The 22,824-nt window shown below is 66.4% G+C and carries 20 protein-coding genes; 7 read left to right on the forward strand and 13 right to left on the reverse strand.

Annotated elements, in window-relative coordinates; translation table 11 throughout:
- Genes add through ACQY8M_RS06705 form a run of 3 tightly spaced genes read right to left on the reverse strand, consistent with a single transcriptional unit; the run spans position 1 to position 3,484 of the window.
- Positions 1–1,083, reverse strand: a complete 1,083-nt coding sequence (gene add, locus ACQY8M_RS06695; protein WP_428670127.1) for an adenosine deaminase — start codon at positions 1,081–1,083, stop codon at positions 1–3.
- The gene (locus ACQY8M_RS06700; RefSeq protein WP_428670129.1) at positions 1,083–2,651 is read right to left on the reverse strand and encodes an ABC transporter substrate-binding protein; all 1,569 of its coding nucleotides are present in this window, start codon (positions 2,649–2,651) and stop codon (positions 1,083–1,085) included. Before ACQY8M_RS06700 ends, add begins: the two co-directional genes overlap by 1 nt.
- Positions 2,652–2,710: 59 nt before the next feature.
- Positions 2,711–3,484 carry a class I SAM-dependent methyltransferase gene (locus ACQY8M_RS06705; protein ID WP_428670131.1) on the reverse strand — a complete coding sequence of 258 codons (774 nt, stop codon included), beginning with the start codon at positions 3,482–3,484 and terminating at the stop codon, positions 2,711–2,713.
- Between the two features lie 64 nt (positions 3,485–3,548).
- On the opposite strand from ACQY8M_RS06705, the gene ACQY8M_RS06710 reads away from it, so the two are divergent.
- Positions 3,549–4,286 (forward strand): M48 family metallopeptidase, encoded by a 738-nt coding sequence (locus tag ACQY8M_RS06710; protein ID WP_428670133.1) that lies wholly within the window; start codon positions 3,549–3,551, stop codon positions 4,284–4,286.
- Between the two features lie 8 nt (positions 4,287–4,294).
- On the opposite strand, the gene ACQY8M_RS06715 is transcribed toward ACQY8M_RS06710, so the two are convergent.
- The 5 genes from ACQY8M_RS06715 to ACQY8M_RS06735 all read right to left on the reverse strand — a co-directional run bounded on the left by ACQY8M_RS06715 (position 4,295) and on the right by ACQY8M_RS06735 (position 10,550).
- Positions 4,295–4,927: a TIGR02466 family protein gene (locus ACQY8M_RS06715; RefSeq protein WP_428670135.1), complete on the reverse strand. Its 633-nt coding sequence runs from the start codon at positions 4,925–4,927 to the stop codon at positions 4,295–4,297.
- A 59-nt stretch (positions 4,928–4,986) separates the two neighbouring features.
- Positions 4,987–6,453 carry an amidohydrolase family protein gene (locus ACQY8M_RS06720; RefSeq protein ID WP_428670137.1) on the reverse strand — a complete coding sequence of 489 codons (1,467 nt, stop codon included), beginning with the start codon at positions 6,451–6,453 and terminating at the stop codon, positions 4,987–4,989.
- Between the two features lie 63 nt (positions 6,454–6,516).
- On the reverse strand, positions 6,517–7,854 hold the full coding sequence (locus ACQY8M_RS06725; RefSeq protein WP_428670139.1) for an amidase: 1,338 nt from the start codon (positions 7,852–7,854) through the stop codon (positions 6,517–6,519).
- On the reverse strand, positions 7,851–9,788 hold the full coding sequence (gene acs, locus ACQY8M_RS06730; protein WP_428670141.1) for an acetate--CoA ligase: 1,938 nt from the start codon (positions 9,786–9,788) through the stop codon (positions 7,851–7,853). The genes ACQY8M_RS06725 and acs overlap by 4 nt, the downstream gene beginning before the upstream one ends.
- A gap of 90 nt (positions 9,789–9,878) precedes the next feature.
- Positions 9,879–10,550: a nitroreductase family protein gene (locus tag ACQY8M_RS06735; RefSeq protein ID WP_428670143.1), complete on the reverse strand. Its 672-nt coding sequence runs from the start codon at positions 10,548–10,550 to the stop codon at positions 9,879–9,881.
- A 577-nt stretch (positions 10,551–11,127) separates the two neighbouring features.
- Here ACQY8M_RS06735 and ACQY8M_RS06740 point away from each other — a divergent pair.
- Positions 11,128–11,328, forward strand: coding sequence for a hypothetical protein (locus ACQY8M_RS06740; protein ID WP_428670145.1), 201 nt, complete (start codon positions 11,128–11,130; stop codon positions 11,326–11,328).
- A 59-nt stretch (positions 11,329–11,387) separates the two neighbouring features.
- On the opposite strand, the gene ACQY8M_RS06745 is transcribed toward ACQY8M_RS06740, so the two are convergent.
- The 3 genes from ACQY8M_RS06745 to acnA form a co-directional block, all read right to left on the reverse strand.
- Positions 11,388–12,509 (reverse strand): alpha/beta fold hydrolase, encoded by a 1,122-nt coding sequence (locus ACQY8M_RS06745; protein ID WP_428670147.1) that lies wholly within the window; start codon positions 12,507–12,509, stop codon positions 11,388–11,390.
- A gap of 70 nt (positions 12,510–12,579) precedes the next feature.
- On the reverse strand, positions 12,580–13,131 hold the full coding sequence (locus ACQY8M_RS06750) for a DinB family protein (RefSeq protein ID WP_428670149.1): 552 nt from the start codon (positions 13,129–13,131) through the stop codon (positions 12,580–12,582).
- 75 nt (positions 13,132–13,206) lie between these two features.
- Entirely contained in the window at positions 13,207–15,894 is a 2,688-nt protein-coding gene (gene acnA / locus ACQY8M_RS06755; protein ID WP_428670151.1) for an aconitate hydratase AcnA, read from the reverse strand.
- A 111-nt stretch (positions 15,895–16,005) separates the two neighbouring features.
- On the opposite strand from acnA, the gene ACQY8M_RS06760 reads away from it, so the two are divergent.
- A complete protein-coding gene (locus tag ACQY8M_RS06760; protein WP_428670153.1) occupies positions 16,006–16,998 on the forward strand; it encodes a hypothetical protein in 993 nt (330 codons plus the stop codon).
- Positions 16,999–17,121: 123 nt separating this feature from the next.
- Here the strand turns inward: ACQY8M_RS06760 and ACQY8M_RS06765 are convergent, their stop codons facing one another.
- Positions 17,122–18,078, reverse strand: coding sequence for a zinc-binding dehydrogenase (locus ACQY8M_RS06765; RefSeq protein WP_428670155.1), 957 nt, complete (start codon positions 18,076–18,078; stop codon positions 17,122–17,124).
- A gap of 80 nt (positions 18,079–18,158) precedes the next feature.
- Positions 18,159–19,127, reverse strand: a complete 969-nt coding sequence (locus ACQY8M_RS06770) for a LysR family transcriptional regulator (protein WP_428670157.1) — start codon at positions 19,125–19,127, stop codon at positions 18,159–18,161.
- A gap of 79 nt (positions 19,128–19,206) precedes the next feature.
- Between ACQY8M_RS06770 and ACQY8M_RS06775 the strand changes: the two genes are divergently transcribed.
- The 4 genes from ACQY8M_RS06775 to ACQY8M_RS06790 are packed head-to-tail and all read left to right on the forward strand — an operon-like array spanning position 19,207 to position 22,808.
- Entirely contained in the window at positions 19,207–20,814 is a 1,608-nt protein-coding gene (locus ACQY8M_RS06775) for an FAD-dependent monooxygenase (protein ID WP_428670159.1), read from the forward strand.
- A 26-nt stretch (positions 20,815–20,840) separates the two neighbouring features.
- The gene (locus ACQY8M_RS06780; RefSeq protein ID WP_428670161.1) at positions 20,841–21,236 is read left to right on the forward strand and encodes a VOC family protein; all 396 of its coding nucleotides are present in this window, start codon (positions 20,841–20,843) and stop codon (positions 21,234–21,236) included.
- Positions 21,233–22,024 (forward strand): alpha/beta fold hydrolase, encoded by a 792-nt coding sequence (locus ACQY8M_RS06785; RefSeq protein ID WP_428670163.1) that lies wholly within the window; start codon positions 21,233–21,235, stop codon positions 22,022–22,024. The genes ACQY8M_RS06780 and ACQY8M_RS06785 overlap by 4 nt, the downstream gene beginning before the upstream one ends.
- Positions 22,017–22,808, forward strand: a complete 792-nt coding sequence (locus tag ACQY8M_RS06790; protein ID WP_428670165.1) for an ABC transporter ATP-binding protein — start codon at positions 22,017–22,019, stop codon at positions 22,806–22,808. The genes ACQY8M_RS06785 and ACQY8M_RS06790 overlap by 8 nt, the downstream gene beginning before the upstream one ends.
- Positions 22,809–22,824 lie beyond the last annotated feature (16 nt).

A 22,824-nucleotide genomic window follows, 5' to 3' on the forward strand; every position in this document is an offset into this window, starting at 1 on the left:
TCACACCGTCGGCTCTGCTGTCGCGTAGCCGAACTCCTTGTCCAGCGCGGCGATCTCCTTGCGGAAGGCCATCCGCAGCGCGCTCTTCGCACTCTCGTCGAGCCATGAGCCGTCGACCGAGTTCAGGCTGAACTTGCGGGCCATGTCCGGCCCCCAGCCGATCGTGTTGAACAGCGTCGTGAAGCCGTGGCCGAGGTTGGTTCCGAACATCGCCGGGTCGTCGGTGTTGATCGTGACGTTGAGCCCGGCCTCGACCATGCGCCGGATGCGCTGCGGCCGGTGCGGGCGGTTATGGAGCAGGCTGGTCCAGGCGCAGGGCGTGAAGTACAGGCCGTCCTTGCGTGCCTCGTTCATCACGAAGTCCGACGCCAGCATATTGTAGCCGTGGTCGATGCGGTCGCACCGCAGCACGTCGCGGCAGATCAGGTAGTTGGTCGGCGGCGCTTCGAGGGGTGTCAGGTAGTCTTCGCAGCAATGCGCCGTGCAGCGCAGCCCCGCCTTGCGGGCCAAGGCGTAGGCTTCGGCGAAGATCGCGGGAGGGCCCACACCCTCGTTGCCGTCCAATCCGATCCCGACCACCAGCTCATGTCGGTGCGCAATCGCCGTCTCGACGATCTCGACGGCTTGCGCCGGGGAGTTGATCGACCGATCGATGCAGCAGATCAGCCGGGCAGAGATGCCGAGGGTTCGGGCAACGCGCTCGACCCCATCGGCCATGCCCGCCACCATCGACGGATAGTCGATGCCGTTGGGATAGAAATAGTCGGGATTGAAGAAGAACTCGACGTGACGCAGGTTGCCGTCGCGCTTGGCATCCTCGCAGTATTCGTAGACCGCCCGGCTGAAGTCCTCAGGCGTGCGGAGCACCGACGCAGTGAGGCGCAGTATCTCGAGGAATCCGTTGAAATCCGGCCATTGGTAAAGCTTGTCTGCCGGCCGCGGCAACGGCAGGCCGGCGCGCTTGGCGAGCTCGGCCACGGTCGTTGCCCGCAAGGTGCCGGCCAAATGGCAGTGCAGCTCGGCCTTGGGGATGCGCCGCAGGTAATCGTCGGAAACCGCCCTCTTCACCAAAGTATCCGCCATCACTTCTTCTCGATGTTGTAGAGCAGCATGACCGGCGACTTCAGCACGCCCTGGAGATTGTTGCGCCACGCCGACGGCGTGGTGAACTGACCGAGCGGAACGTAGAGGACTTGTTCGTAGGCGCGGACCTGGATCTCGCTGGCGAGCAGCTTGCGCGTGCCCATGTTGTCGGCCGTCGCGAACTTGAAGCGCAGCTCCTCGGTCTTCGGATCGGTCGGCCAGCCCCAGGCCGCCGTCGGATGGCCAGTCGCCACCAGGAACGGATTGCTGAGCGGGTTGCCCTGGTCGGGCACGGTGTTGGTGGTGTGGGCGATGTTCCAGCCGCCCTCGCTCGCCGGCTTGGTATTGAGCCGGCGGGTGGCGAAGGTCTGGAAGTCCATTGCCTGCATGTCGACCTTGAAGCCGAGATCGACCAGCACCTGGCGCGTCACGTTGCCCAGCGCCGCGATGCCGGGCGCGTTGGCGACGTGGAGCATCACGATCGGCTTGGAGAAATCGACGTTTGCTTCCTTGAGCATCGCCTTGGCCAGGGTGACGTCGTAGGCCGGCACACCCTCGCGGCTCTCGTACGGCATGCCGCAGCCGAAGACGGCCGGACAGGCCGACGCGAATTGCGGATCGCCGGCGACCACTGCGGCATAGAGCGAGCGGTCGACGGCGTGCGCGATCGCCTGGCGCACCTTCACATTGTCGAACGGCGGCTGCAGTTGGTTCATGCGCATGATCGCCTGGAAGCCGAAGTCGCCTACCACCTCGGCCTTGGCGCCCGACTTGGCGTCGATCAACTCGAGGATGTCGGCCGGCACGCGCTCGAGATAATCGACCTCGCCCTTGATCAGGGCGCTGACCTGGGTCTGTGCGTCGGGCATGCCCAGCATCTCGATGCGCTCGATTTTAGCGACCTTGCCGCCGGACGCCCAGACCGGCGGCTCGGGCCGCGGCCGATAGTCGGCGAACTTCTCGAGCACGATCTTCACGCCGGGCTCGTGCAGGTCGGCGCGGAACTTGTAGGGCCCCGAGCCGACGATCTCCTTCACCTGCTCGTTGCCTGGTGTTTTGGCGATCCTCTCGGGCATCATGAACGGCACCGGCGCGCCGATCTTCGCGAGGCTGTCGAGCACCAGCCCGTAGGGCTCCTTCAGCACCAGCTTGATGGTGCCGTCGTCGGTCGCTTCGAGCGAGGCGGTGAACTTCGTGAGGGTCTGACCCATCGGATCGCGCGAGGCCCAGCGGCGGATCGAAGCGACGCAGTCGGCGGCCGTCACCGGCTGGCCGTCGTGCCATTTCAGGCCGGGACGCAGCACGAACGTGTAGGTGAGCTTGTCGTCGCTCAGCGCATAGCGCTCGACCATCTGCGGCTTGGGCTCGAAGTGGTTGTCGACCGCGAACAGCGTGTCGAACACCAGGTAGCCGAAATCACGCGTCGTGAAGGACGTGGTAAAATGCGGATCGAGGATACGCGACAGGGTCTCGGGCGCCACGCGCAGCACCGATTGGGCCTCTGCCGTTCCCGCAAGGAACAGGCCCAGCGCGGCCACGACCCCCGCACACGTCCGCCGACCGATCATACCGCTCTCCATTCGACCCCGCGTGCATGGTGTGCGATTCGCGTGCCAAAGGAAAGCAATCAGGCCGTGGCGCTCCAGATGGTCCAGCGATCCTTCTCGATGATCGGCGGTGCACCGATACGCTCACGGATGAAGGCGATGAGATCACGCAGCTCATCGTCGTCGAGGGCGTGCAGGATCGAGCGGCCGGTGCGCGCCGCGAGGTCGCGTTCGAGATCCTCGACAGTGGCGTAGGTCCGGCGCACCTCCCACAGGTGCCGGGTCTGGACGGCGCGAAAACCGGCCGCTCGCATGGCGTGCTTCACCGCATCGGATGTCGGCCGCCTACCCCTCTCGATCTCCAGCAACCTGGGAAAGCGTGCGAAGAACCAGCCGCGGAGATGCCTCGGGCTTCCGGGCAGCGCGACATCGCTCGGCGTGCGGTCCTGCACGATCAGGCGGCCGCCGGTCACGAGAACGCGCCGCGCCTCGGTGAAGGTCGGTTCGTAGTTATCGAGATGATGGATCAAGGCGCGCGCGAAAACGATGCTGCGGCTTGCTGGCGCGAGGCCGGTGTCTGCCGCATCGCCCTGCTGGAAGGCGAGGCCTTTCAACCCGGCTATCTCCTCGCGCGCATCGGCCACCATCTGCGCCGAGAAATCCACACCGACGACATCGGATACGCCGAGCTCGTGCCAGGCCTGCGAATAGATCCCGCCGCCGCAGCCGATATCGGCGACGCGCTTGCCGACGGGATTGACGATCGTGGTCATGGCGTCGGCCCAGCCGGTGTCGGCCTTGCGCCGGGCATAGGTGCCGCGATTGGAGTCGGAGTGGAAATCGATGGTAGTCATGGTGGCGATGGTAGGCGCTTGCGCCGCGTCTGTTGAATATATCGTTGGTAGCGTTGGCAGACGAATGCCGTATGATTCCGCCGTGCCGTTGTTCCTGCCCGAACCCGAGCAGCTCTCTATCGTTCATGCCGATTCCGAGCTGCCGGTGACGTTCCTGCGCAGCGCGCGGGCGCGGCGCGTGTCGCTGCGCGTCGATTCGGCCCGGCGTCGGATCGTCCTCACCGCACCGCTGCGCCTGTCGCGCGCCATGGCCGTGGGCTTTGCGGAAGCGCAGGCCGGCTGGATCGCCGCCCGCCTCAAGCGCCTGCCGGCGCGCCAGCCCTTCCTCGACGGCGCGGAGGTGCCGCTGTTCGGCGTGGCGCATCGCATCCGCCACCGGCCCGACGCGCGCGGTACGGTCTGGCTCGAGGCGCAGGAGATCCATGTCGCCGGCCGCGCCGAGTATCTGCCGCGCCGCCTGCGCGATTGGCTGACGGCGGAGCTGCGGCGACGTCTGGTCCCGCTGGTCCACGCCAAGGCCGGGCGCGTGCAGCGGCTCGTGAAGAAGATCAGCCTGCGCGACGGCCGGTCGCGCTGGGGAAGCTGCGGCCCCGACGGCAGCCTGTCGTTCTCCTGGCGGCTGGTGTTCGCGCCGCCCGAGGTGCTCGACTATCTCGTGGCGCACGAAGTCGCGCACCTCGTCCATATGAACCACAGCGCCCGCTTCTGGGCACAGGCCCGTGCCCTGTGCGACGGGCCGATGGAGCCGCCGCAGGCCTGGCTCAAAAAGAACGGAGAGGCGCTGCTGCAGTACGGCGGCTGACGCCGCCGCTATTCCTGGCCCGCCGTTGCTTTCCAGCGTGGGCTGGCGGCGGTCTCGGCGAAGTTCCTGAACATGAGATTGAATGAGATGCTGATGCGCTCGCTCGTGCCCTCGTTGGAGGGGACATGGTGCCGGAGCCAGGAGGGGAAGATAATCATGCGGCCCGGCACCGCCTGCTCGGCTGAAGCATTGGCGGTGAGAGGACTGAGCTTGCCGGTCCATGGCATGATCAGGGATGGGCGTGGATCCTGGAATATGAGGTCCGGGCCCGCCTCGGGAACGGCAACGTAGTAGACACCGCTCAGGTAGTTATTCGGATGATTGTGCGTCGGGTGATAGGCGCTGGGCGGATTGATGTTGGCCCAGCAGCCGGTGATCATCATCGGATAGCGCTCGACATTCAGGAACTGGGCGACGCTGCGCGCCGAGATCTCGACCAGTTTCGTGAAGTCGGCGAAAGCCGGCCGTGTATGCAGGTCGTGCGGCGTCTGCCAGTTGCTGCCGCTCGGCACGTTGGGGCGTGGCGAGATGATCTTCTCGATCTCGTCGCGCAGCTTTGCATTGAAGGGTGCGGCATCCGACGGCGGGATGTCGAGCACCCACAGCGGCGTTGGAAAAAGCTCCCGGACTTGCTGCTTCACTTTCATGCTGTATAGAATAGCAGCGAGGCTGCAATTCTGCACAGTGGTGTTTGTGTAGATTACTCTGCAGCGGCGCGCACCGGCGCCGTCGCGGCGAGGACGGCGGCAGCCTCCTTGGCGACCCGCGTTCCTTCGAAGAAGTGCGGATTTTGCGTGCCCCATAGCCGCACGGCATTGGCGAAGGTGAAGTCGCGGAAGTCGCCGTCGGTGATCAGCCCGTCCTCGACCAGCTCGTGAGCCTCGGGCACAGGGTTCAGCATGTCCGGCACGTCGAAATGGCCGATGTCGGAGCTAAACACCGCGTTGATGCGCGCGCCGAACGGATTGGCGCGGCCGAAGGCGGTGACGTTCATGCGATCGTCGGCCTCGCAACCGAAGAAGTACGGCCGGGCGTACAGATCGACCCAGTCCTCCTTGCGCGTGATGTTGCAGGCGGCGAAGTCGTCGAGCACCGGCACGCCCCCGGTCGGCTCGTCCTCGTCGCGCGCCGGCCAGCCGTCGCGCTTGTCGAGTTCGGCGGCCATGTCGCTGTGACCGTACTTCTCGACCAGGCTGCGCAGCAGCTTGCGGTCGAGCTTCTTGGGATCCATGTAGGCGATGCCCTTGGCGCCGCGCCTCTCCCAGTGCTCGATCAAGTCGGCGAACAGCTGGCAGCCCCAGCCTACCCCGCCTTCGAGGAAAGCGAAGTTGATGTCGGGGAAGCGCCGCGTCACGCCGCCCAGGAACAGGCCCTTGGCGATGGCATGGCCGGCGGCGGCGAAGTGGCCGATGTGGTTGTAGGTGAAGTTGCTGGGCGAATTGCGCAGGCCGAAGCCGCGCCCGCCGGCGTGGAAGGTGGGCGCAATGCCGAGCTCGCGGCACTTCTGCCAGACCGGATCGTAGTCATGGTCGCTGTCGATACCGAACCGCTCGTAGGTCACGGTGTGGCGGCTCAGGTCGGAATCAATGTCCTTGGCCTTTGCCATGCGGCGGGCGGCGTTGCCGAACATGGCGACCTTGGTGCCGAGCTGCTTGACGCAGAACTCGAGCTCCTCGATCGCCTCCTCGGGCGTGAACATCGGGATCACCGCGGCCGGCGTCAGGCGATCGCCGAGCTTGTCGAAGTACTCGGCGGTGACGAGGTTGAAGCCCCGGCAGACGGCGCGACGCGTCGCGTCGTCCGCGATGCGCGGCACGCTCAACCCGGCGGTCGGATAGATGATGCCGAAATCGATGCCAAGCTCGTCGAGCCGGTCGTAGAGCAGGCGCGGCAGCATGGCGGTGGCGCGGTCGCGGGTGTTGGTGGTCTGCCGCGTCCAGTAACCCTCCATGGCGATGCCGCGCTGCTTGCGCTCGGCAATCGAGAGCTTCAGCGCGTCGGGGATACGCCGCTGCGAGGCCAGGAAGCCGTCGGCCGCCTTGTCGCCCGCGAGCTTGCGCATACGTTCCGCGAACACCGGATTGTATTCGATCCAGTGGCCGTCAGCGTCGATGATGGGATGCTTCAGACCTGCGCGTACTTCTGAAGGACTGCGATGAGAACTCATGCTCGCCTCCGAGGTCAGGACGCGCGAGCGTAATCCTCTCGCCTGGAGTGTGCAATCGACCGGTCAGCCGCCGACCACGGGCGCCACGCTGCGCGCCATGCCCAGCACGCGTTTGTCGGCCATGGCCTCGCCCATCAGCATGAAGCCGACCGGCAGCTCGCCGGCGGCGTGGCAGGGCAGGCTGACGGCGCAGCGATCGAGGAAGTTGCCGACCGTGGTGTTGCGCAGCAGCAGCATGTTCTTCTTCGTGAAGCCTTCAGGCGTCGAGACCTCGTCCAGCGTCGGCGCGGTGACGGCGCAGGTTGGCATGATGACGGCATCGTAGTTCGCCGTGATCGCCGAGACGCGCTTGATCAGGTCGGCGCGTGCCGCGAGGAGATCGATGTAGTCGGCCGCGCTCATCTCCTTGCCGCGCATGATGCGTGGATAGACAAGCTGGTCGTAGTCCTTGCCGCGCCGGGCGATCAGCTTCTGATGCCAGGCGAAGGCCTCGGATGCGGCGAACCCGCCCTTGGCATTGATCGCCGGCAGCTCGTTGAGCTGCGGCAGGTCGACGTGCTCGACCGCGACGCCCTTGGCGACGAGGGCCCTGCAGGCGCGCTCGAAGGCGGTCTCGACCACCGGATCGAGCTCGTCCATCACGAACTGCCGGGGCACGCCGAAGCGCAGGCCGGCCAGCGGCACGGGCTCGGGCACGACGATCGGCTCGGCCGCAAACACGGCGTCGACGATGGCGCAGCATTCGACCGAGTTGGCGAGAGGGCCGATGGAATCGAGTGAGGTCGAGAGGGGCACCACGCCGTCGATTGGAACGCGGCGTGCGGTCGGCTTGAAGCCGACGATGCCGCAGACGGCGGCCGGAATGCGCACCGAGCCGCCAGTGTCGGTGCCGAGGGCGGCCACGGCCATCCGGTCGGCGACCGAAACCGCGGCGCCTGCGGAGGAGCCGCCCGGCACGCGCTTGCGGTCGGCGGGGTTGCCTGGCGTGCCGTAGTGCGGATTGAAGCCCACGCCCGAGAAGGCGAACTCGCTCATGTTGGTGCTGCCGACGATCACAGCGCCGGCCGCGCGCAGCCGCGCCACGACGGGGGCGTCCTGCAAGGCGGGCTGCGCGTCGTCGAGCGCCCGGGAGCCGGACAGCGTCGTCTCGCCCGCAACGTCGCACAGGTTCTTGATCGACACCGGGATGCCGGCGAGCGGCCCCGGCACGATCCCCGCCTTGCGCAGCGAGTCGCTGGCATCGGCCGCGGCGAGCGCCTGCTCCCTGTAGACCTTGATGAAGGTCCGTGAACCTTCGCCCGCCGGATCAGCGATGCGTTGGAGCGCATCTTCGGTGAGCTTGCGCGAGGTGGTGCGGCCGGCCGCGAGGTCGGACGCAAGCTGCTGGATGGTGGGGTTCATTGGCCTCTGTTCTTAACCAGGTCGTCGACGACCATGGGATCGGCGAGTGTGGACGTGTCGCCGAGATGGCCGAAATCGTTCTCGGCGATCTTGCGCAGGATGCGGCGCATGATCTTGCCCGAGCGGGTCTTGGGCAGGCCGGGAGCCCACTGAATCACGTCGGGCGTGGCGATCGGCCCGATCTCCTTGCGCACCCAGGCGTTGAGCTCCTTGCGCAGCTCCTCGGACGGCGTCTGGCCGGCCTTGAGCGTGACATAGGCATAGATGCCCTGACCCTTGATGTCGTGCGGGTAGCCGACCACGGCGGCCTCGGCGACCTTGGTGTTGCCGACCAGCGCGCTCTCGACCTCGGCGGTTCCGATGCGATGGCCCGAGACGTTGATCACGTCGTCGACACGGCCGGTGATCCAGTAATAGCCGTCCTCGTCGCGCCGCGCGCCGTCTCCGGTGAAGTACATGCCGGGGTAGGTCCTGAAGTAGGTGTCGATGAAGCGCTGGTGGTCGCCATAGACCGTGCGCATCTGGCCGGGCCAGGAATTGATCAGGCAGAGATTGCCCGAGCAGGCGCCCTGCAGCTCCTTGCCCTCGGCATCGACCATTACCGGGGTGACGCCGAAGAACGGCCGGGTCGCCGAGCCGGGCTTGAGCGCCGTCGCGCCGGGCAGCGGCGTGATCAGGATGCCGCCGGTCTCGGTCTGCCACCAGGTATCGACGATCGGGCAGCGGTGGTCACCGACCACGCGGTGATACCACAGCCAGGCCTCGGGATTGATCGGCTCGCCGACCGAGCCCAGCAGCCGCAGGCTCTTGCGGCTGGTCTTCTTCACCGGCGCCTCGCCGTCGCGCATCAGGGCGCGGATCGCCGTCGGCGCGGTGTAGAAGATGTTGACCTGGTGCTTGTCGATTACCTGCCAGAAGCGGCTGGTGTCGGGATAGTTGGGCACGCCTTCGAACATCAGCGTGGTCGCGCCGTTGGCCAGCGGTCCGTAGACGATGTAGCTGTGGCCGGTCACCCAGCCCACGTCGGCGGTGCACCAGTAGATGTCGCCGTCGTGATAGTCGAAGACGTATTGGTGCGTCATCGAGGCGAAGACGAGATAGCCGCCCGTCGTGTGCAGCACCCCTTTGGGCTTACCCGTCGAGCCCGAGGTGTAGAGGATGAACAGCGGATCCTCCGCTCCCATCGGCTCGGGCGGGCAGTCGGCGGAGACCTTCTCCCTGATCTCGTGCCACCACACGTCGCGGCCGGCGTCCCAGGCAACCTTGCCGCCGGTGTGCTTGACCACGAGCACCTTCCGGACGTCTGGTGCCTTCTTGATCGCTTCGTCGGTGTTGACCTTCAGCGGCACCGGCTTGCCGCCGCGCAGGCCCTCGTCGGCGGTGACGACGATCGTGCTCTCGCAATCGACGATCCGGTTCGCGAGCGAATCCGGGGAGAACCCCCCGAACACCACTGAATGGATCGCGCCGATGCGCGTGCAGGCCAGCATCGCGTAGGCCGCCTCCGGAATCATCGGCAGGTAGATCGTGATGCGATCGCCCTTCTTCGCGCCGAGTTCCTTCAGGGCGTTGGCCATGCGGCTCACTTCGGCGTGCAGCTCGCGGTAGGTGATCTTCTTGCTCCTGGCCGGGTCGTCGCCTTCCCAGATGATCGCCACCTGGTCGGCGCGTTTGGCGAGGTGGCGGTCGACGCAATTCGCCGACACATTCAGCACGCCGTCATGGAACCAGCGGATGCGGACATCGCCAGTATAGTCAACGTCGCGCACCGCGTTGGCGCTGTATGGCTTGATCCAGTCGACCCGCTTGCCGTGCTCGCCCCAGAACCGAGCCGGGTCCTTCACCGAGGCCTCGTACATCTTCTTGTACCTGGCGTCGTCGACATAGGCGCGCTTGGCCCATTCGGCGCTGACCGCGATCAGTTCATCGCTCATGGAATCCTCCCGAAAGCCTTATTGGCGCGAATTGCACAGAGTCTTAGCGCGCGCCGCCCGCCCCCCGCAATTCGACTTTGGCCGCACTCGCTACTCGCTGAACCACTTGGTGAAATCCCCGATCGGCGCTCGCTCGGTGATCAGGTTGTTGGGCACTTCGTCCGGATCGGCCTGGCCCAATGCCAGGCCGCAGATCACGATCTGGTCGTCGGGAATCCCCAGTTCGCGGCGCACGACGTGCTGATAGCGGCTGAAGGCTGCCTGCGGGCAGGTATGCAGGCCCTTCTCGCGGGCGAGCAGCATGAGCTGGTCGAGGAAGATGCCGCAGTCGATCCATTGGCCACCGCCCATGCGGCGCTCGACGCACAGGATCATGCCGACCGGGGCGTCGAAGAAGTCGAAGTTCTTGCGGAACTGCTTCTGCATGCCGGCCGTGTCGCCGCGTGGCACCTCGAGCAGCGTATAGAGCTGCTTGCCGACCAGCTTGCGCCGCGCGTCGTAGACCGGCGTGAACTCCTTGGGATAGACGTCGTACTCGCCGCCCGGCCCGTGATCGTTGTCGTCCATCGCCTTGAGGATCGCCGCCGACAGCCGCTTCCGCGCCGCGCCCATGGTGACGTAGAGATGCCAAGGCTGCAGGTTGCCGTTCGACGCCGCACGCGTGGCATTGGCAATGATCCATTCGATGTCCGCTTGGGCCACCGGATCCGGCTTGAAGACCCGCATCGAACGGCGGCTGTTGATCGCTTCGGACACTTTCATCAAACGCTCGTCCTTTGATTCATTTTCGCGCCGCACGGTATCAGCTTTCCTCCCCTTGGCGGAACCCGCCAAGGGGAGGCGCCTCGAAGGAGTGGAAGGGCCATGGGCCGCATGACGAGACTCATGAAGAATTATGGTGAGGAATGACCCAAATATCCTGATCCAGGATATTGTCATCCTGAGAGCTTGTGAAAAAATCGACGTCGCGACTCAATGACGATCTCGCTTCCCACTTGCCTCACCCTGAGGAGCGCAGCGCAGCGGAGCGTCTCGAAGGGTGGCAACGCGCACGACCTTGCTGAACTCCCGTGTTTCCAGCACCGTTGCCACGTCCTTCGAGTGGCCATCCTTCGAGACGCTCCGCTGCGCTACGCTCCTCAGGATGAGGCGGGAGGGTTGCCAGACCGGTCATTTCACCGCTGGCCAATAAATTCACAAACGCTGAGCGCAGCGAAGGATCTCTCGCTGGCGACAACGGTCCGCTCCTGGTCATTCTGCGAGTTCCTTCGCTACGCTCAGGACGACAGATCTGAGGCCAACCTCAAAAGCCAAGCGACATCCTGAAAAGGAACACGACGTGAGAGCTTCGACGACTTATCCGTTACGGCTGCTGCCCGCGAGCATCCGGGCCGAAGTGGCGAAGCTCGCCAAGCGCGAGGGCATCAGCGTCAACCAGTTCATAACCTTGGCGGTTGCCCAGAAGGTTTCGGCATTGAATGCCGCGACGTGGTTCGCCGAGCGTCGCTCGCGCGCGGATATGAAGGCGTTGACCGGCTGATGCGACGCAAGGGCGGCGAGCCGCCGCACGATGACGACCGGATCTGATCCAGGAGGAGGTCAGCCGCGGTTCAGGTGCCGGCGCAGGAAGTCGAACATCCGGCGGCGGGCGTCGGCGTTCTGCTGCTCGGTAAAATAGTGGGTGGCGCCGGGCACGATGAAGGTCTCGACGTCCTTGCCGTGGCTTTGCAGGGCCTCGGCCATAGCGAGGGTTTGCTGCACGGAAACATTCTCGTCATGGTCGCCATGGATCAGCAGCACTGGCGCATCGATCTGCGCGACGCGCAGGATCGGCGACCGCACCGGCAGGCCCTCGGGCCCGCACAGATCGTCGAGATAGTCGCGCACGAAGGGATTGCCGTCGCGCCATCGTGCGAGATCGGTCGGCGCAAAGTAGGAGGCGACGGCGCGGATCGGCGGGTGGTGCGCGGCGGCGAGCAGCGCGACCTGGCCGCCCATCGAGGCGCCGACCAGCCCGATCCGCTCGCGGTCGACCAGCGGCCGGTTGGCCAGCCAGTCGATCGCTGCAAGGACATCGAGCGGCTGGCGGAGTCCCTGATCGTTCTCGCCTTCCGAGCCCAGCCAGCCACGGAGCGACAGCGCAAGCACGGCGTAGCCGTTTGCCGCGGTGAGCCGCGCCAGTGCGGCGAGCTGAAAGGCGTGGCCGGCAAAGCCATGCAACAGGATCACGGCCGGATAGGGCGGCTTGCCGGCCTGGGGCTTGAAGAGGTAGCCACCGAGCGTGACGCCGTGTCCCGCCACCTTGACCAGCTCGGCATCGGGCAGGTCGGGCAGATCCTCCCAACGATGCGCCACCTCGATCGGCACGCCGTCGGGATCGCGGAAGGCGACCGAATAGTAGCCCGGCGCGAAATAGTCGAGTTCCTTGGGCGCCTGCAGCATTTCGGCCCCCGCCTCGCGCATAACAGCATGGACCTGGTCGACCTGGCCGCGGCTCTCGGCCGAGACTGCGAGCCAAAGCGCGCCCGGCCCGTAGGAGATGCCGTCCTTGGCCTGGCGCATCACGAAGTGATCGTAGCCGCGCGACCAAAGCACCCGGTCCGGGCTCGCCCAGACGCGGTGGAATCCCAACATGGGCAGCCACAAACGATGGAAAGCGATCGAGCGGCCGAGGTCGCTCACTTCGACCGCGGCGCCAGCGAAGGACGCCCGTGGCTTCACCTCGAAATCTCTGCCTCTCCCCCAAGACGGGGGAGGTAAGGATCGGATACAGCGATCCTTGCTGATTTCATCAGCGCAGGGGGAGGCCCAGCGCGCGAAGTTCCTCGCGTCGCAAACCTTCCTCGCCGGCGAGGAAGAATTCGTCGAGCTGCGGCGGCTTGACGTGTGTGCTCGACAGCATCGCATGCGCCTGGCCGCGATGATGGATCTGGTGCTGGAAGAGGTGGGCCAGCACGAAGTCGGTGCGGGTCGGCGGCGGCTTGCGGTTGGGCCGCGGCAGGACGCAGTCGCGCGCCAGGCTTTCGTCGGTCTGGCGCTCGCACAACTCGATCAGCCGGCGGTCGCTCGCGACCTGCGCCTCGCGCATCGAGCGGGCATCGGCGAAATCGGGATCAGGCTCGCTGTAGCGGCGGAGCGCGTCGAGCCCCGCCACGGCATCGATATAGTACTGGTCGACCCACAGGATGTGATTGAAGGTCGCGCGCAGCGACGGGAAGAAACCGACCCGCGGGGCGGCGAACTCCTCCGGCGTCAGCGCCTCGCAGGCGCTGAGCAGGCGGTGGTTCGACCAGGCGTTGTTGCGCGCCATGGCGACCATGTGGCCTGCGAGCGCGGACGTCATGCCAGGGCGCACGCGGCTGCCGAGGCACTCAGACGAAGAGCACCACCGGCATGGCGCGCTTGCGGCGCGGCCAAATTACGCCGCCTGCGCGAGGTTTCGCAGCACGTAGTGCAGCACGCCGCCGTTCTTGAAGTACTCGATCTCCTCGGCGGTATCGATGCGGCAGGTCAGGGTGACCTTCTCGCTCGTGCCGTCGCGGCGATGGATGGTGAGCGGGATGTCCATTCCCGGACGCAGGCCGCCCTCGATGCCCTCGACATCGAAGCTCTCGTGGCCGGTCAGGTTCAGCGTCTTGCGCGTCATGCCGTCCTTGAACTGCAGTGGCAGCACGCCCATGCCGACCAGGTTCGAGCGATGGATGCGCTCGAAGGTCTCGCACACCACGGCCTTGACGCCGAGCAGGTTGACGCCCTTGGCCGCCCAGTCGCGCGACGATCCGGTGCCGTATTCCTTGCCGGCGATCAGGATCTGCGGCGTGTGCTCCTTCTTGTAGCGCATCGCGACGTCGAAGATCGGCTCGGGCTGGTCGGTCTGGTAGTGGTGGGTGAAGCCGCCCTCGATGCCTGGCACCATCTCGTTCTTGAGGCGGATGTTGGCGAACGTGCCGCGCATCATCACCTCGTGGTTGCCGCGCCGCGTGCCGTACTGGTTGAAGTCCTTCGCCTCGACGCCGTGCTCCATCAGATAGGCGCCGGCCGGGCTGTCCTTCTTGATCGAGCCGGCGGGCGAGATGTGGTCGGTGGTGATCGAATCGCCGAACTGGCCGAGCGGCCGGGCGCCGGCGATGTTCGACAGGCCGCCTGGCGTGGCACCCATGCCCTCGAAGTAGGGCGGGTTGCGGACGTAGGTCGAATTGTCGTCCCAGGCGTAGGTCAGGGTCGGCTTGGTCTTGATCGAGCGCCAGAACCTGTCGCCGTTGAAGACATCGGCGTACCGCTTCTTGAAGGCCTTGGCGGTCACGAACTTGTCGACGAACTTCGCGACCTCGGCATTCGAGGGCCAGATGTCCTTGAGATAGACCGGCTTGCCGCCCTTGCCCATGCCGATCGGATCCTTGGTGATGTCGATCTTCATCGAGCCGGCCAGCGCGTAGACCACGACCAGCATCGGCGAGGCGAGATAGTTGGCGCGGGTCAGCGGATTGACGCGGCCCTCGAAGTTTCGGTTGCCCGACAGCACCGAGGAGACCACGAGGTCGCCGTCGGCGATCGCCTTGGTGACCGGATCGGGCAGCGGGCCGGAGTTGCCGATGCACGAGGTGCAGCCGTAGCCCACCAGGTTGTAGCCGATCTTGTTGAGGTCCTTGGTCAGGCCCGAGGCGTCGAGATATTCGGTCACGACCTGCGAGCCCGGCGCCAGCGAGGTCTTCACCCAAGGCTTGACCTTGAGGCCGTGCTTGACCGCGTTGCGCGCGATCAGGCCGGCGCCCAGCATCACGTAGGGATTGGACGTGTTGGTGCAGGAGGTGATGGCCGCGATCACCACGTCGCCGTGGCCGAGGTCGTAGTCGGTGCCCTCGCACGCGATGCGCTTGCCGTCGTCCTTGCGCTCGAACTCCTTCTCCATGTTGGCGACGAACTGCTGGGCCGCTTCGTCGAGCGGCACGCGATCCTGCGGGCGCTTGGGGCCGGCCAGGCTCGGCACCACGTCGCCGAGGTCGAGCGACAGCGTGTCGGTGAAGACCGGCTCGGGGGATTTCTTGGAGCGCCACAGGCCCTGCTTCTTGGCATAGGCCTCGACGATCTTCGCGGCGTTGCCGCGGTTGGTGGTCTTGAGGTAGCCGAGCGTGATCTCGTCGATCGGGAAGAAGCCGCAGGTCGCGCCATACTCCGGCGCCATGTTGGCGATGGTCGCGCGGTTGGCGAGCGGCAGGTCCTCGAGGCCGTCGCCGTAGAACTCGACGAACTTGTTGACCACGCCTTTCTTGCGCAGCATCTGCGTCACGGTCAGCACCAGGTCGGTCGCCGTGGCGCCCTCCTTGAGCTTGCCGGTGAGCTTGAAGCCTACGACCTCGGGAATGACCATCGGCTGCGGCTGGCCAAGCATGGAAGCCTCGGCCTCGATGCCGCCGACGCCCCAGCCCAGCACGGCCAAGCCGTTCACCATCGTGGTATGGCTGTCGGTGCCGACCAGCGTGTCGGGATAGAGCACCGTCTCCTTGCCGTTCTTCTGCTGGAAGACGACCTGCGACAGGAACTCGAGGTTGACCTGGTGGCAGATGCCGGTGCCGGGCGGCACGACGCGGAAATTGTCGAACGCCATCGCGCCCCAGCGCAGGAACTGGTAGCGCTCGAGGTTGCGCTCGTACTCGAGCGCGACGTTGGCCTTGAAGGCCGAGTTGTTGCCGAAATTGTCGACGATCACCGAGTGGTCGATCACCAGGTCGACCGGAACCAGCGGGTTGATCTTCTTGGCGTCGCCGCCCAGCTTCTGCATCGCGTCGCGCATTGCGGCGAGGTCGACCACGGCCGGCACGCCGGTGAAATCCTGCATCAGCACGCGGGCGCAGCGGAAGTTGATCTCCTTGGTCGATTTGCCGCCGTTCTTCACCCAGTCGGCGAAGGCGGCGATGTCCTCCTTCTTGACCGTGGTGCCGTCCTCGTGCCGGACCAGGTTCTCCATCAGGATGCGCAGCGAGAAGGGCAGGCGGGAGAGGTCGCCGACCTCCTTCTCGACCGCCTTCAGGCTCCAGTAGGTGTAGCTCTTGGCCCCCACCGCCAGCGTCTTACGGGCCTTGAAACTATTGGGATGGACGGCGGGCATCGGGCTTACTCCTGGAGGGCTGTCTGGCGAAGTGGTGGGCAAAATAGGGGGCGGCGCGGGGTCAGGCAATCGGCGGATGCAGAGCGTTGACCGCTGTGCCAGATTGCACCGATGCAACGCCCATGGCTTGGACTATTCGGTGCATTTGCCGCCCTGCTGACGGTTTGCGGTACGGCACGGGCGCAGTTCCAGGGCGGCGGCGCGGACTGGGACCCTACGGCGCGCGAATTGCGCGGCGCCGGCAGCCTGCCGTCGGCGCCGCGCAATACCTCGGTCGAGGAGCTGAGCAAGATCCTGTCGGCCTCGCAGCTGTCGCCGGCCAACCGCACCTTCTACCTCAGCCTGCGCGCCTTCGTGTTCAGCCGGATGGGCCGCGAGGCGGACAGCCAGAAGGACGTGGCCGAGATGGGCCGGATCAACCCGCAGGGCTGGCCGGTGATGATGTGGATGACCATGCCGGCGCTGGCCGGCGGCGGCGACCGAGGGGCGGCGCTGCGCTCGCTGGCCTACGGGCTGGAGCGCAAGCCCAACGACCCCTGGCTGCTGATCGCCCAGGCCCAGGTCCAGATGCAGATCGCCGACTTCGCCAACGCGCTCGCGACGCTCGATGGGGCGGTCGCCGCCGCCACCAGCGCGGTCGAGCGACGCCCTGCCTTCTATTTCCGCGGCCATGCCAACCTCGACCTCGGCAACTTCGCGCAGGCTGCCCGGGACTTCGATGCCGCGCTCGAGGGCCAGACGGCGCTCAAGAACCGCCTCGGCGTCGTGCTGTGGCGCTACGCCGCCCAGGTGCGCGGCCGGCAGGACGCACGGGGGGTGCTGATCCGCGACATCGGCAACGAGAATCTCTACGAATGGCCCGGCCCGATCGCCAAGTTCCTGATGGGCCGCCTGCCCGCGGGCGAGCTCGAGGTCGCCGCTGAATCCGACGACGCCGCCAAGAAGAGCAACGGAAAGTGCTTGGCCGCCTACTTTATCGGCATGGACGCCGTGCGCCGCGGCGACAAGCAGCGGGCACGCGAGCAGCTCCAGCTCGCCCAGGCGCGCTGCCCGACGACATCGGAGGTCAACTGGGCGGCGTCGAGCGAGCTGAAGCGGTTGTAACGAATCTGAGGGACGCTGGGGTCTCACCTGGCGAGGATGCGACAAGTCCGCTGCGACCTCAAATATCCAGTAGCTCTGGCTTGGATAGGTTCGGCGTCTGCCGGCCCGCAACTGGTCGATCAATCAATCGACGACCAATATGGACTTGCCGTCGACCGCCTGCAGGACGAGGCTGCGGGCGGCCTCCGCAATCTCGACCCACGAACGCGTTCGATCGATTGGCGTGCGCAGCTTTCCTTCTGCGACAAGCAGTGCCAGGCGGGTCAACGGCTGTGCTCGACCAGCAGGTTCGGCCCCGAGATATAGCCCGCGCAGCGTGGTGTTTCCCTTCAGGTAGAATCGTCGGACATCGAAGGTCGTCGGCTCGTTCGACGAATTGCCGAAGTTGATGCAGGTGCCGCCGGGCGCCAGTGAGTCGAGGGCGCTGGCAAGCATCGGACCGCCGACAGAGTCGAGAATGAGATCGTAGGAACCATGGCGAGAGGCGGCCGACACATCGGCAAAGATTGTCGCGCCTTCGACTCCGTCGCCCTGGATCAACCTCGCGAGAGTCGGTCGCCGGCTGACCAGAAAGACGTTCGCGCCGCCCAGATGGGCGAGTTGGGCGGCGTAGCGCCCGACGCCGCCCGAGGCGCCGGTGATCAGGACGCGCCGGCCGAGCGCCGAACCATAGGACTCCAGCGCGTGCAGGGCCGTCAGCGCGGCGACCGGAAGAGCGGCCGCCTGTTCGAAGGTCACGCCGGGCGGAATGACCGCCAGCTCCGGTCCCGGCACGCAAATATGCTCGGCCCAGGCACCGAGCGGAATTGAGCCGAAGACGGGAGTGCCGGTCGCCGGAGACTTTCCGTCGTCCGAGATGCGCTCGACGATGCCGGCGAAATCCCAGCCCGGGGTATAGACGCAGTCGGCTGCGAACGCCGTGCGCGTTTCTCCGGCGTTGAGCGAGAATGCCTGCACCCGAACCAGCGCTTCCTGCGGAAGTGGAGTGGGACGGGCGACCTCGGCGATCTTCAGCGGGTCCGCCGCGCCGGGGGCGGTGACGACGGCGCGCATCACGCGGTCGCTGGCTTGCCTCATCATCTTCCCTCATCCGACGGTTCTTCGGGGAAAATGCGCGGCAAAGGGCGGCGCTTTCCAATGCTTTTGCGCGAAGCTTGCGATCACATTTGGATATTCGCCCTGGTCCGATCCCTGGCAAGCGCCCGCGCCGCGTCGTCGCCGATGAGCTTGATGCCGTCGAGCTTGCCCATGTCGCGCACGACGTGGCGCACCGCACCGGCGAACTCGATCCCGATCCGCCCGATCGGCCGATCGCGCGAGCGGGCGAGCGCGCGAACCTGCGTGAAACCTTTGATCGGGACGGCCCAGAACCGCTTCTCGGCGAGCTCTCGGCTCAGCGTCCAGTGCGGAACGATTCCACGACCGAGGCCGGCTGCGACCATCTGCTTCATGCAGGTCATGCCGACCACCTCTAGGCGCACCTGCAGGCGCGACACACGCTCACCGAGCAGCAGGCCGAGCTTGGGCATCCAGCCCGTGCCGACAGGTACGACCAGCGGTGTATCAAGCAGCATCCCGAGCCCGTCCTGCGCCGGGGTCGGCGGCCCCTCCCCTCCAACGGGTCCGAAGACGCACATCTGCTCGATGAAGAGCGGCTCGAAATGCAGCGAGCCATAAGCTTCCTTGGGCGAGCTTATGGCGAGGTCGAGGTCTCCGCGGCTGAGCAGCGCGGAGGGATCCGGCTTGATCGTTTCGACGAGTTCGAGACGCACCTTCGGGAAGCTGTTCAGGAAGTGGACCGCGAGCGGCGTGAACAGCGCCTCTGCCACGCTCGGTGTCGTGCCGATGCGAACGACGCCCGTGGGCTCCTCGTTCTCGGCCTGGACGTCGAGGCGGATGCTGTCGACCTCGCGCAACAGGCGGCGCGCGCGATCGAGCAGGAGAAGCCCGGCGGTCGTCAGCTGAATGCCGCGCGAGGCGCGCTCGAAAAGCGGGCCACCGCATTCCTGCTCGAGATTCTGGACGTGCCGCGACAAGGCCGACTGCGCGATGTGCAGGACTTCCGATGCCGCGCTGAAACCACCGCACTCGGCGATCGCCACGAAGTAGCGCAATTGGCGCAAATCCAAATTCATCTCCCAAAGAGATCGGGCGGCTCGCTTTATTGTATTGGCCTGCAAAGTCCGCGCCGGCCCATCCTATTCATGCATGGTCGAAACAGAAAAGCGCACTTCGGTGCTCGTGGTCGGTGGCGGGCCGGTTGGCTTGGCAACCGCGGTCCTCCTTCATCGCTTCAGCATACCTGCCGTCGTCGTGGAGAAATCCAGCACGACGACGGATCACCCGAAGTCGCGCGGGTGCTTCTCCCGAACGATGGAGCTCTTCAGGCAATGGGGGGTCGAGGATGCGATTCGCCGTCGCGGCCTGCCGGTCGGCTCCGACATCTGGGTGTCTGCGAAGTCCCTGGTGGGGGAAGAGCTCGGACGGACCACGCCAGAACCGAATGTCGGGCATACGCCGAGCTGGAAGAGCATGGTCGCGCAGGACGCGGTCGAGGAAGAGCTGCTGGCCGCCCTCGGCAACTCGCCCCATGTCCGCGTCCTGTTCTCGACTGAGATGGTCGGCCTCGACGAGAACGCCGAGGGCGTCAGGGTCGTGACGCGATCGGTCGAAACGGGCGAGGAGACCGTCTGGCAGACCCGCTACCTGGTGGGGGCGGACGGGGCGGCGAGCGAGGTGCGTCAGGCGGTAGGCATCGCGATGGACGGCCCATCGTCGATCGCGCTGATGTCCAACGACTACTGGCGCTGCGACCTCAGCCACATCCGGCGCCTGGCCGACGTCGCCGGCTGCCGGATCTATTCGGATACGCCGGGTGTCCCGGCTTCCACCATTCTCAATACAGATGGCCGCGACCGGTGGTTGACCGTCACCCAGATCGGCGACGGAACGGCCCGGGTCGATATCCCGTCCGACGAGGCCACCATTGGAATGATTCGCACCCAGGTTGGCATTCCTGACTTGCCCGTGCAGATGATCAATCGGTCGATCTGGCGCGTGAGCCGGCAGGTCGCGCGATCTTTCCGCAAGGGATCGGTCTTCCTCGTCGGCGACGCCGCGCACCGCTTTCCGCCGACGGGCGGCTACGGCCTGAACTCGGGCGTGCAGGACGCGCACAACCTCGTCTGGAAGCTGGCCTTCGCGCTCAAGGGACAGGCCGGCGACGCGCTGCTCGCAAGCTACGATGCGGAGCGCCGCCCGGTGGCGCACTCCAACGCCGACTTCAGTATGGGAAACCGCAAGCGCATGCAGACCATGGAGCGCGCCATGCGCTCCGGCGACGCCGACTGGCGGCGCTTCTGGATGTATGATTTCGACAATCATCTGCACAGCATCGGCCAGCAGCTCGGCTTCCGGTACGAAACCGGCGCCGTGATCCCCGACGGCACAGCGGCGACGCCCGTGACCCCGCGGCACTACACGCCCACCGATCGCCCCGGCTCGCGCTTTCCGCACTACTGGACGGATTCCGAGCGGACCCGCTCGACCCTCGACTGGTTCGATACCGAGCTCACGCTGGTGACGGGCCCGCTCGGGGGCCACTGGGTCGATGCCGCCCGCGCCTGCTCGGAGCGATCGGGCATGTCCGTCGTCCCGCGCGTGCTCGAAGGCCATCACTTCTCCGATGCCCTGCAGATGGGTCTCAAGGGCGCGGTTCTGGTCCGGCCCGATGGGCACGTCGCGTGGCGCATTCCCTATGCCCCGAGCGATCCCGTCGCCGAGCTGTCCGGCGCCATGGCGGAACTGTTCGGATGAGCGCCGTTCGCGCGCCAGGAGGCGACATGTCGTCGGCAAGCACGTCGGGCTTGAATCACGTCACGCTGAAATGTACGCCCGGCGCCCTCGCGCCGCTGCGCGACTTCTATGTCGCTAGCCTCGGCCTGGTCGAGGGCGCGCGACCGGACTTCCCCTTCCCGGGCCACTGGCTCTACGGCAGCGGCCGTCCCATCGTGCACCTCGCGGGCCTGCTCGACGATCCGGCCGCCCGTTCGACCGGCCCGCTCGACCACATCTCTTTCACGGGCCTCGATCTCGAGGGCACGCGCCGCCGCCTGCGGGCGCAGGCGATCCCGTTCGACGAGGCGCCCGTGCCGGGTTGGCCGCTGCACCAGATCTTCTTCCTCGATCCGGGCGGCCTGAAGATCGAGCTGACCTTCGACGTGCCGGAGGCATCATGACTGCCATCGCGGAGATCAACGGCACAGCGACCGCCTACGACATGACGGGGCGTGGACCGGCGCTGCTGCTGATCCACGGCGCCGAAGGCGGCCGGCGGATGTTCGACGACTTCGTCCGGGTCCTGGAGCGCGATTTCACCGTCGTGCGCTACGACCAGCGCGACTGCGGCGAGACGCGCAACTCGCCGACCTCTGCGACGCTCGAGGAACTGGCGAGCGATGCGGCGGCATTCCTGGAGAAGCTCGGTCTTGCGCCGGCCGTGGTCTATGGCACCTCATTCGGCAGCCGCATCGCCCAGCTCGTCGCCATTCGCCACCCCGAGGTCGTGCGCGGCCTCGTCCTTGGCAGCGCCTGGCCCTTGCCGCTGGCCTTGCCCGCCCTCAACCCCGCCGGCATCGCGCGCATGATCGAGCTGCGGGCGGGACTGCCCGGAACCGCCGCGGAGATGGCCGGGATGTTCGTGCCGCCGGCATTCCTGCAGGATCATCCGGCCCTGCGCGACCGGCTGATGGCGATGGGCGGCAGCGACCCGGAGCGCGCCGGGCGGCGCCGGAGCGTCATCGCGGATGGGTCGCAGGCGAGCGCCGACGCGATCGGGCGGCCCACCCTTCTGATCGCCGGCGAGGAGGATCGAATCGTCCCGGCATCGGTCACCCTTGGCATGGCCGCCACAATCGCGGGAGCACGCACAGTCGCCCTCACGGGAGTAGGTCATGCGACGACGCTGCAGGTCCCCGATCTGGTGGCCCGCCACGTCCTCGATTTCGCGGGCACGCTCGATGGATAGCGTGATGGAGCGGCGCGACTACATCCGCATCGAGCAGCTGTCGAAGGTCTATCGCGGACGCGACGGGCAGGCGGTCCATGCCCTCCAGAACATCGACTGCACGATCCGGGAAGGCAGCTTCGTCACCGTCGTCGGGCCGAGCGGCTGCGGCAAGAGCACGCTGCTGCGCATCCTGGCCGGCCTGCTCGACTACAGCACCGGCAGGGTCGCGATGGACGGCCAGCCGATCCTCGGCACGCGGCGCGATGTCGGCATGGTGTTCCAAAGCTCCATCCTGCTGCCGTGGCGCACGATCCTCGACAACGTGATGCTGCCGGCAGAGGTGCTGGGTCTTGACCTCCGCAAGGCGAAGGTGCGGGCCTTCGAGCTGCTCGAGATGGTCCGCCTGCAGGGCTTCGAGCACAAGCTGCCGACGCAGCTAAGCGGCGGAATGCAGCAGCGCGCTTCGATCGCCCGCGCGCTGCTGCACGATCCCAAGGTCCTGCTGATGGACGAGCCGTTCGGCGCGCTCGACGCCATGACCCGCGAGCAGATGAACCTCGAGCTTCAGCGGATCTGGCAGATGAGCGGCAAGACAATCGTGCTGATCACCCATTCCATCCCCGAGGCGATCTTCCTGGGCGACTACGTTTTCGTGATGACCGCGCGGCCGGGCTCGCTGGCCCGGATCATCCCCGTCGACCTTCCGCGCGCCCGTTCGCTCGATGTCATGGGAGCGCCTCAGTTCGTCGAGGCTGCCCGCCAGATCCGCGAGCTGTTCAACCACTCGGCCTCTTTCGATTGACCCCCACTCCGGAGAC

Source organism: Reyranella sp., assembly GCF_965279465.1.
Taxonomy (GTDB): Bacteria; Pseudomonadota; Alphaproteobacteria; order Reyranellales; family Reyranellaceae; genus Reyranella.

Excerpts from the sequence above, each read along its gene's own strand:
- ACQY8M_RS06710 (WP_428670133.1), top strand. The coding sequence starts at position 3,549 with ATGCCGTATGATTCCGCCGTGCCGTTGTTCCTGCCCGAACCCGAGCAG.
- ACQY8M_RS06780 (WP_428670161.1), top strand. The coding sequence starts at position 20,841 with ATGTCGTCGGCAAGCACGTCGGGCTTGAATCACGTCACGCTGAAATGT.
- ACQY8M_RS06720 (WP_428670137.1), bottom strand. The coding sequence starts at position 6,453 with ATGAGTTCTCATCGCAGTCCTTCAGAAGTACGCGCAGGTCTGAAGCAT.
- ACQY8M_RS06790 (WP_428670165.1), top strand. The coding sequence starts at position 22,017 with ATGGATAGCGTGATGGAGCGGCGCGACTACATCCGCATCGAGCAGCTG.
- acnA (WP_428670151.1), bottom strand. The coding sequence starts at position 15,894 with ATGCCCGCCGTCCATCCCAATAGTTTCAAGGCCCGTAAGACGCTGGCG.
- ACQY8M_RS06785 (WP_428670163.1), top strand. The coding sequence starts at position 21,233 with ATGACTGCCATCGCGGAGATCAACGGCACAGCGACCGCCTACGACATG.
- ACQY8M_RS06735 (WP_428670143.1), bottom strand. The coding sequence starts at position 10,550 with ATGAAAGTGTCCGAAGCGATCAACAGCCGCCGTTCGATGCGGGTCTTC.
- ACQY8M_RS06700 (WP_428670129.1), bottom strand. The coding sequence starts at position 2,651 with ATGATCGGTCGGCGGACGTGTGCGGGGGTCGTGGCCGCGCTGGGCCTG.
- ACQY8M_RS06705 (WP_428670131.1), bottom strand. The coding sequence starts at position 3,484 with ATGACTACCATCGATTTCCACTCCGACTCCAATCGCGGCACCTATGCC.
- ACQY8M_RS06760 (WP_428670153.1), top strand. The coding sequence starts at position 16,006 with ATGCAACGCCCATGGCTTGGACTATTCGGTGCATTTGCCGCCCTGCTG.
- ACQY8M_RS06765 (WP_428670155.1), bottom strand. The coding sequence starts at position 18,078 with ATGATGAGGCAAGCCAGCGACCGCGTGATGCGCGCCGTCGTCACCGCC.
- ACQY8M_RS06725 (WP_428670139.1), bottom strand. The coding sequence starts at position 7,854 with ATGAACCCCACCATCCAGCAGCTTGCGTCCGACCTCGCGGCCGGCCGC.
- acs (WP_428670141.1), bottom strand. The coding sequence starts at position 9,788 with ATGAGCGATGAACTGATCGCGGTCAGCGCCGAATGGGCCAAGCGCGCC.
- ACQY8M_RS06775 (WP_428670159.1), top strand. The coding sequence starts at position 19,207 with ATGGTCGAAACAGAAAAGCGCACTTCGGTGCTCGTGGTCGGTGGCGGG.
- ACQY8M_RS06750 (WP_428670149.1), bottom strand. The coding sequence starts at position 13,131 with ATGACGTCCGCGCTCGCAGGCCACATGGTCGCCATGGCGCGCAACAAC.
- add (WP_428670127.1), bottom strand. The coding sequence starts at position 1,083 with ATGGCGGATACTTTGGTGAAGAGGGCGGTTTCCGACGATTACCTGCGG.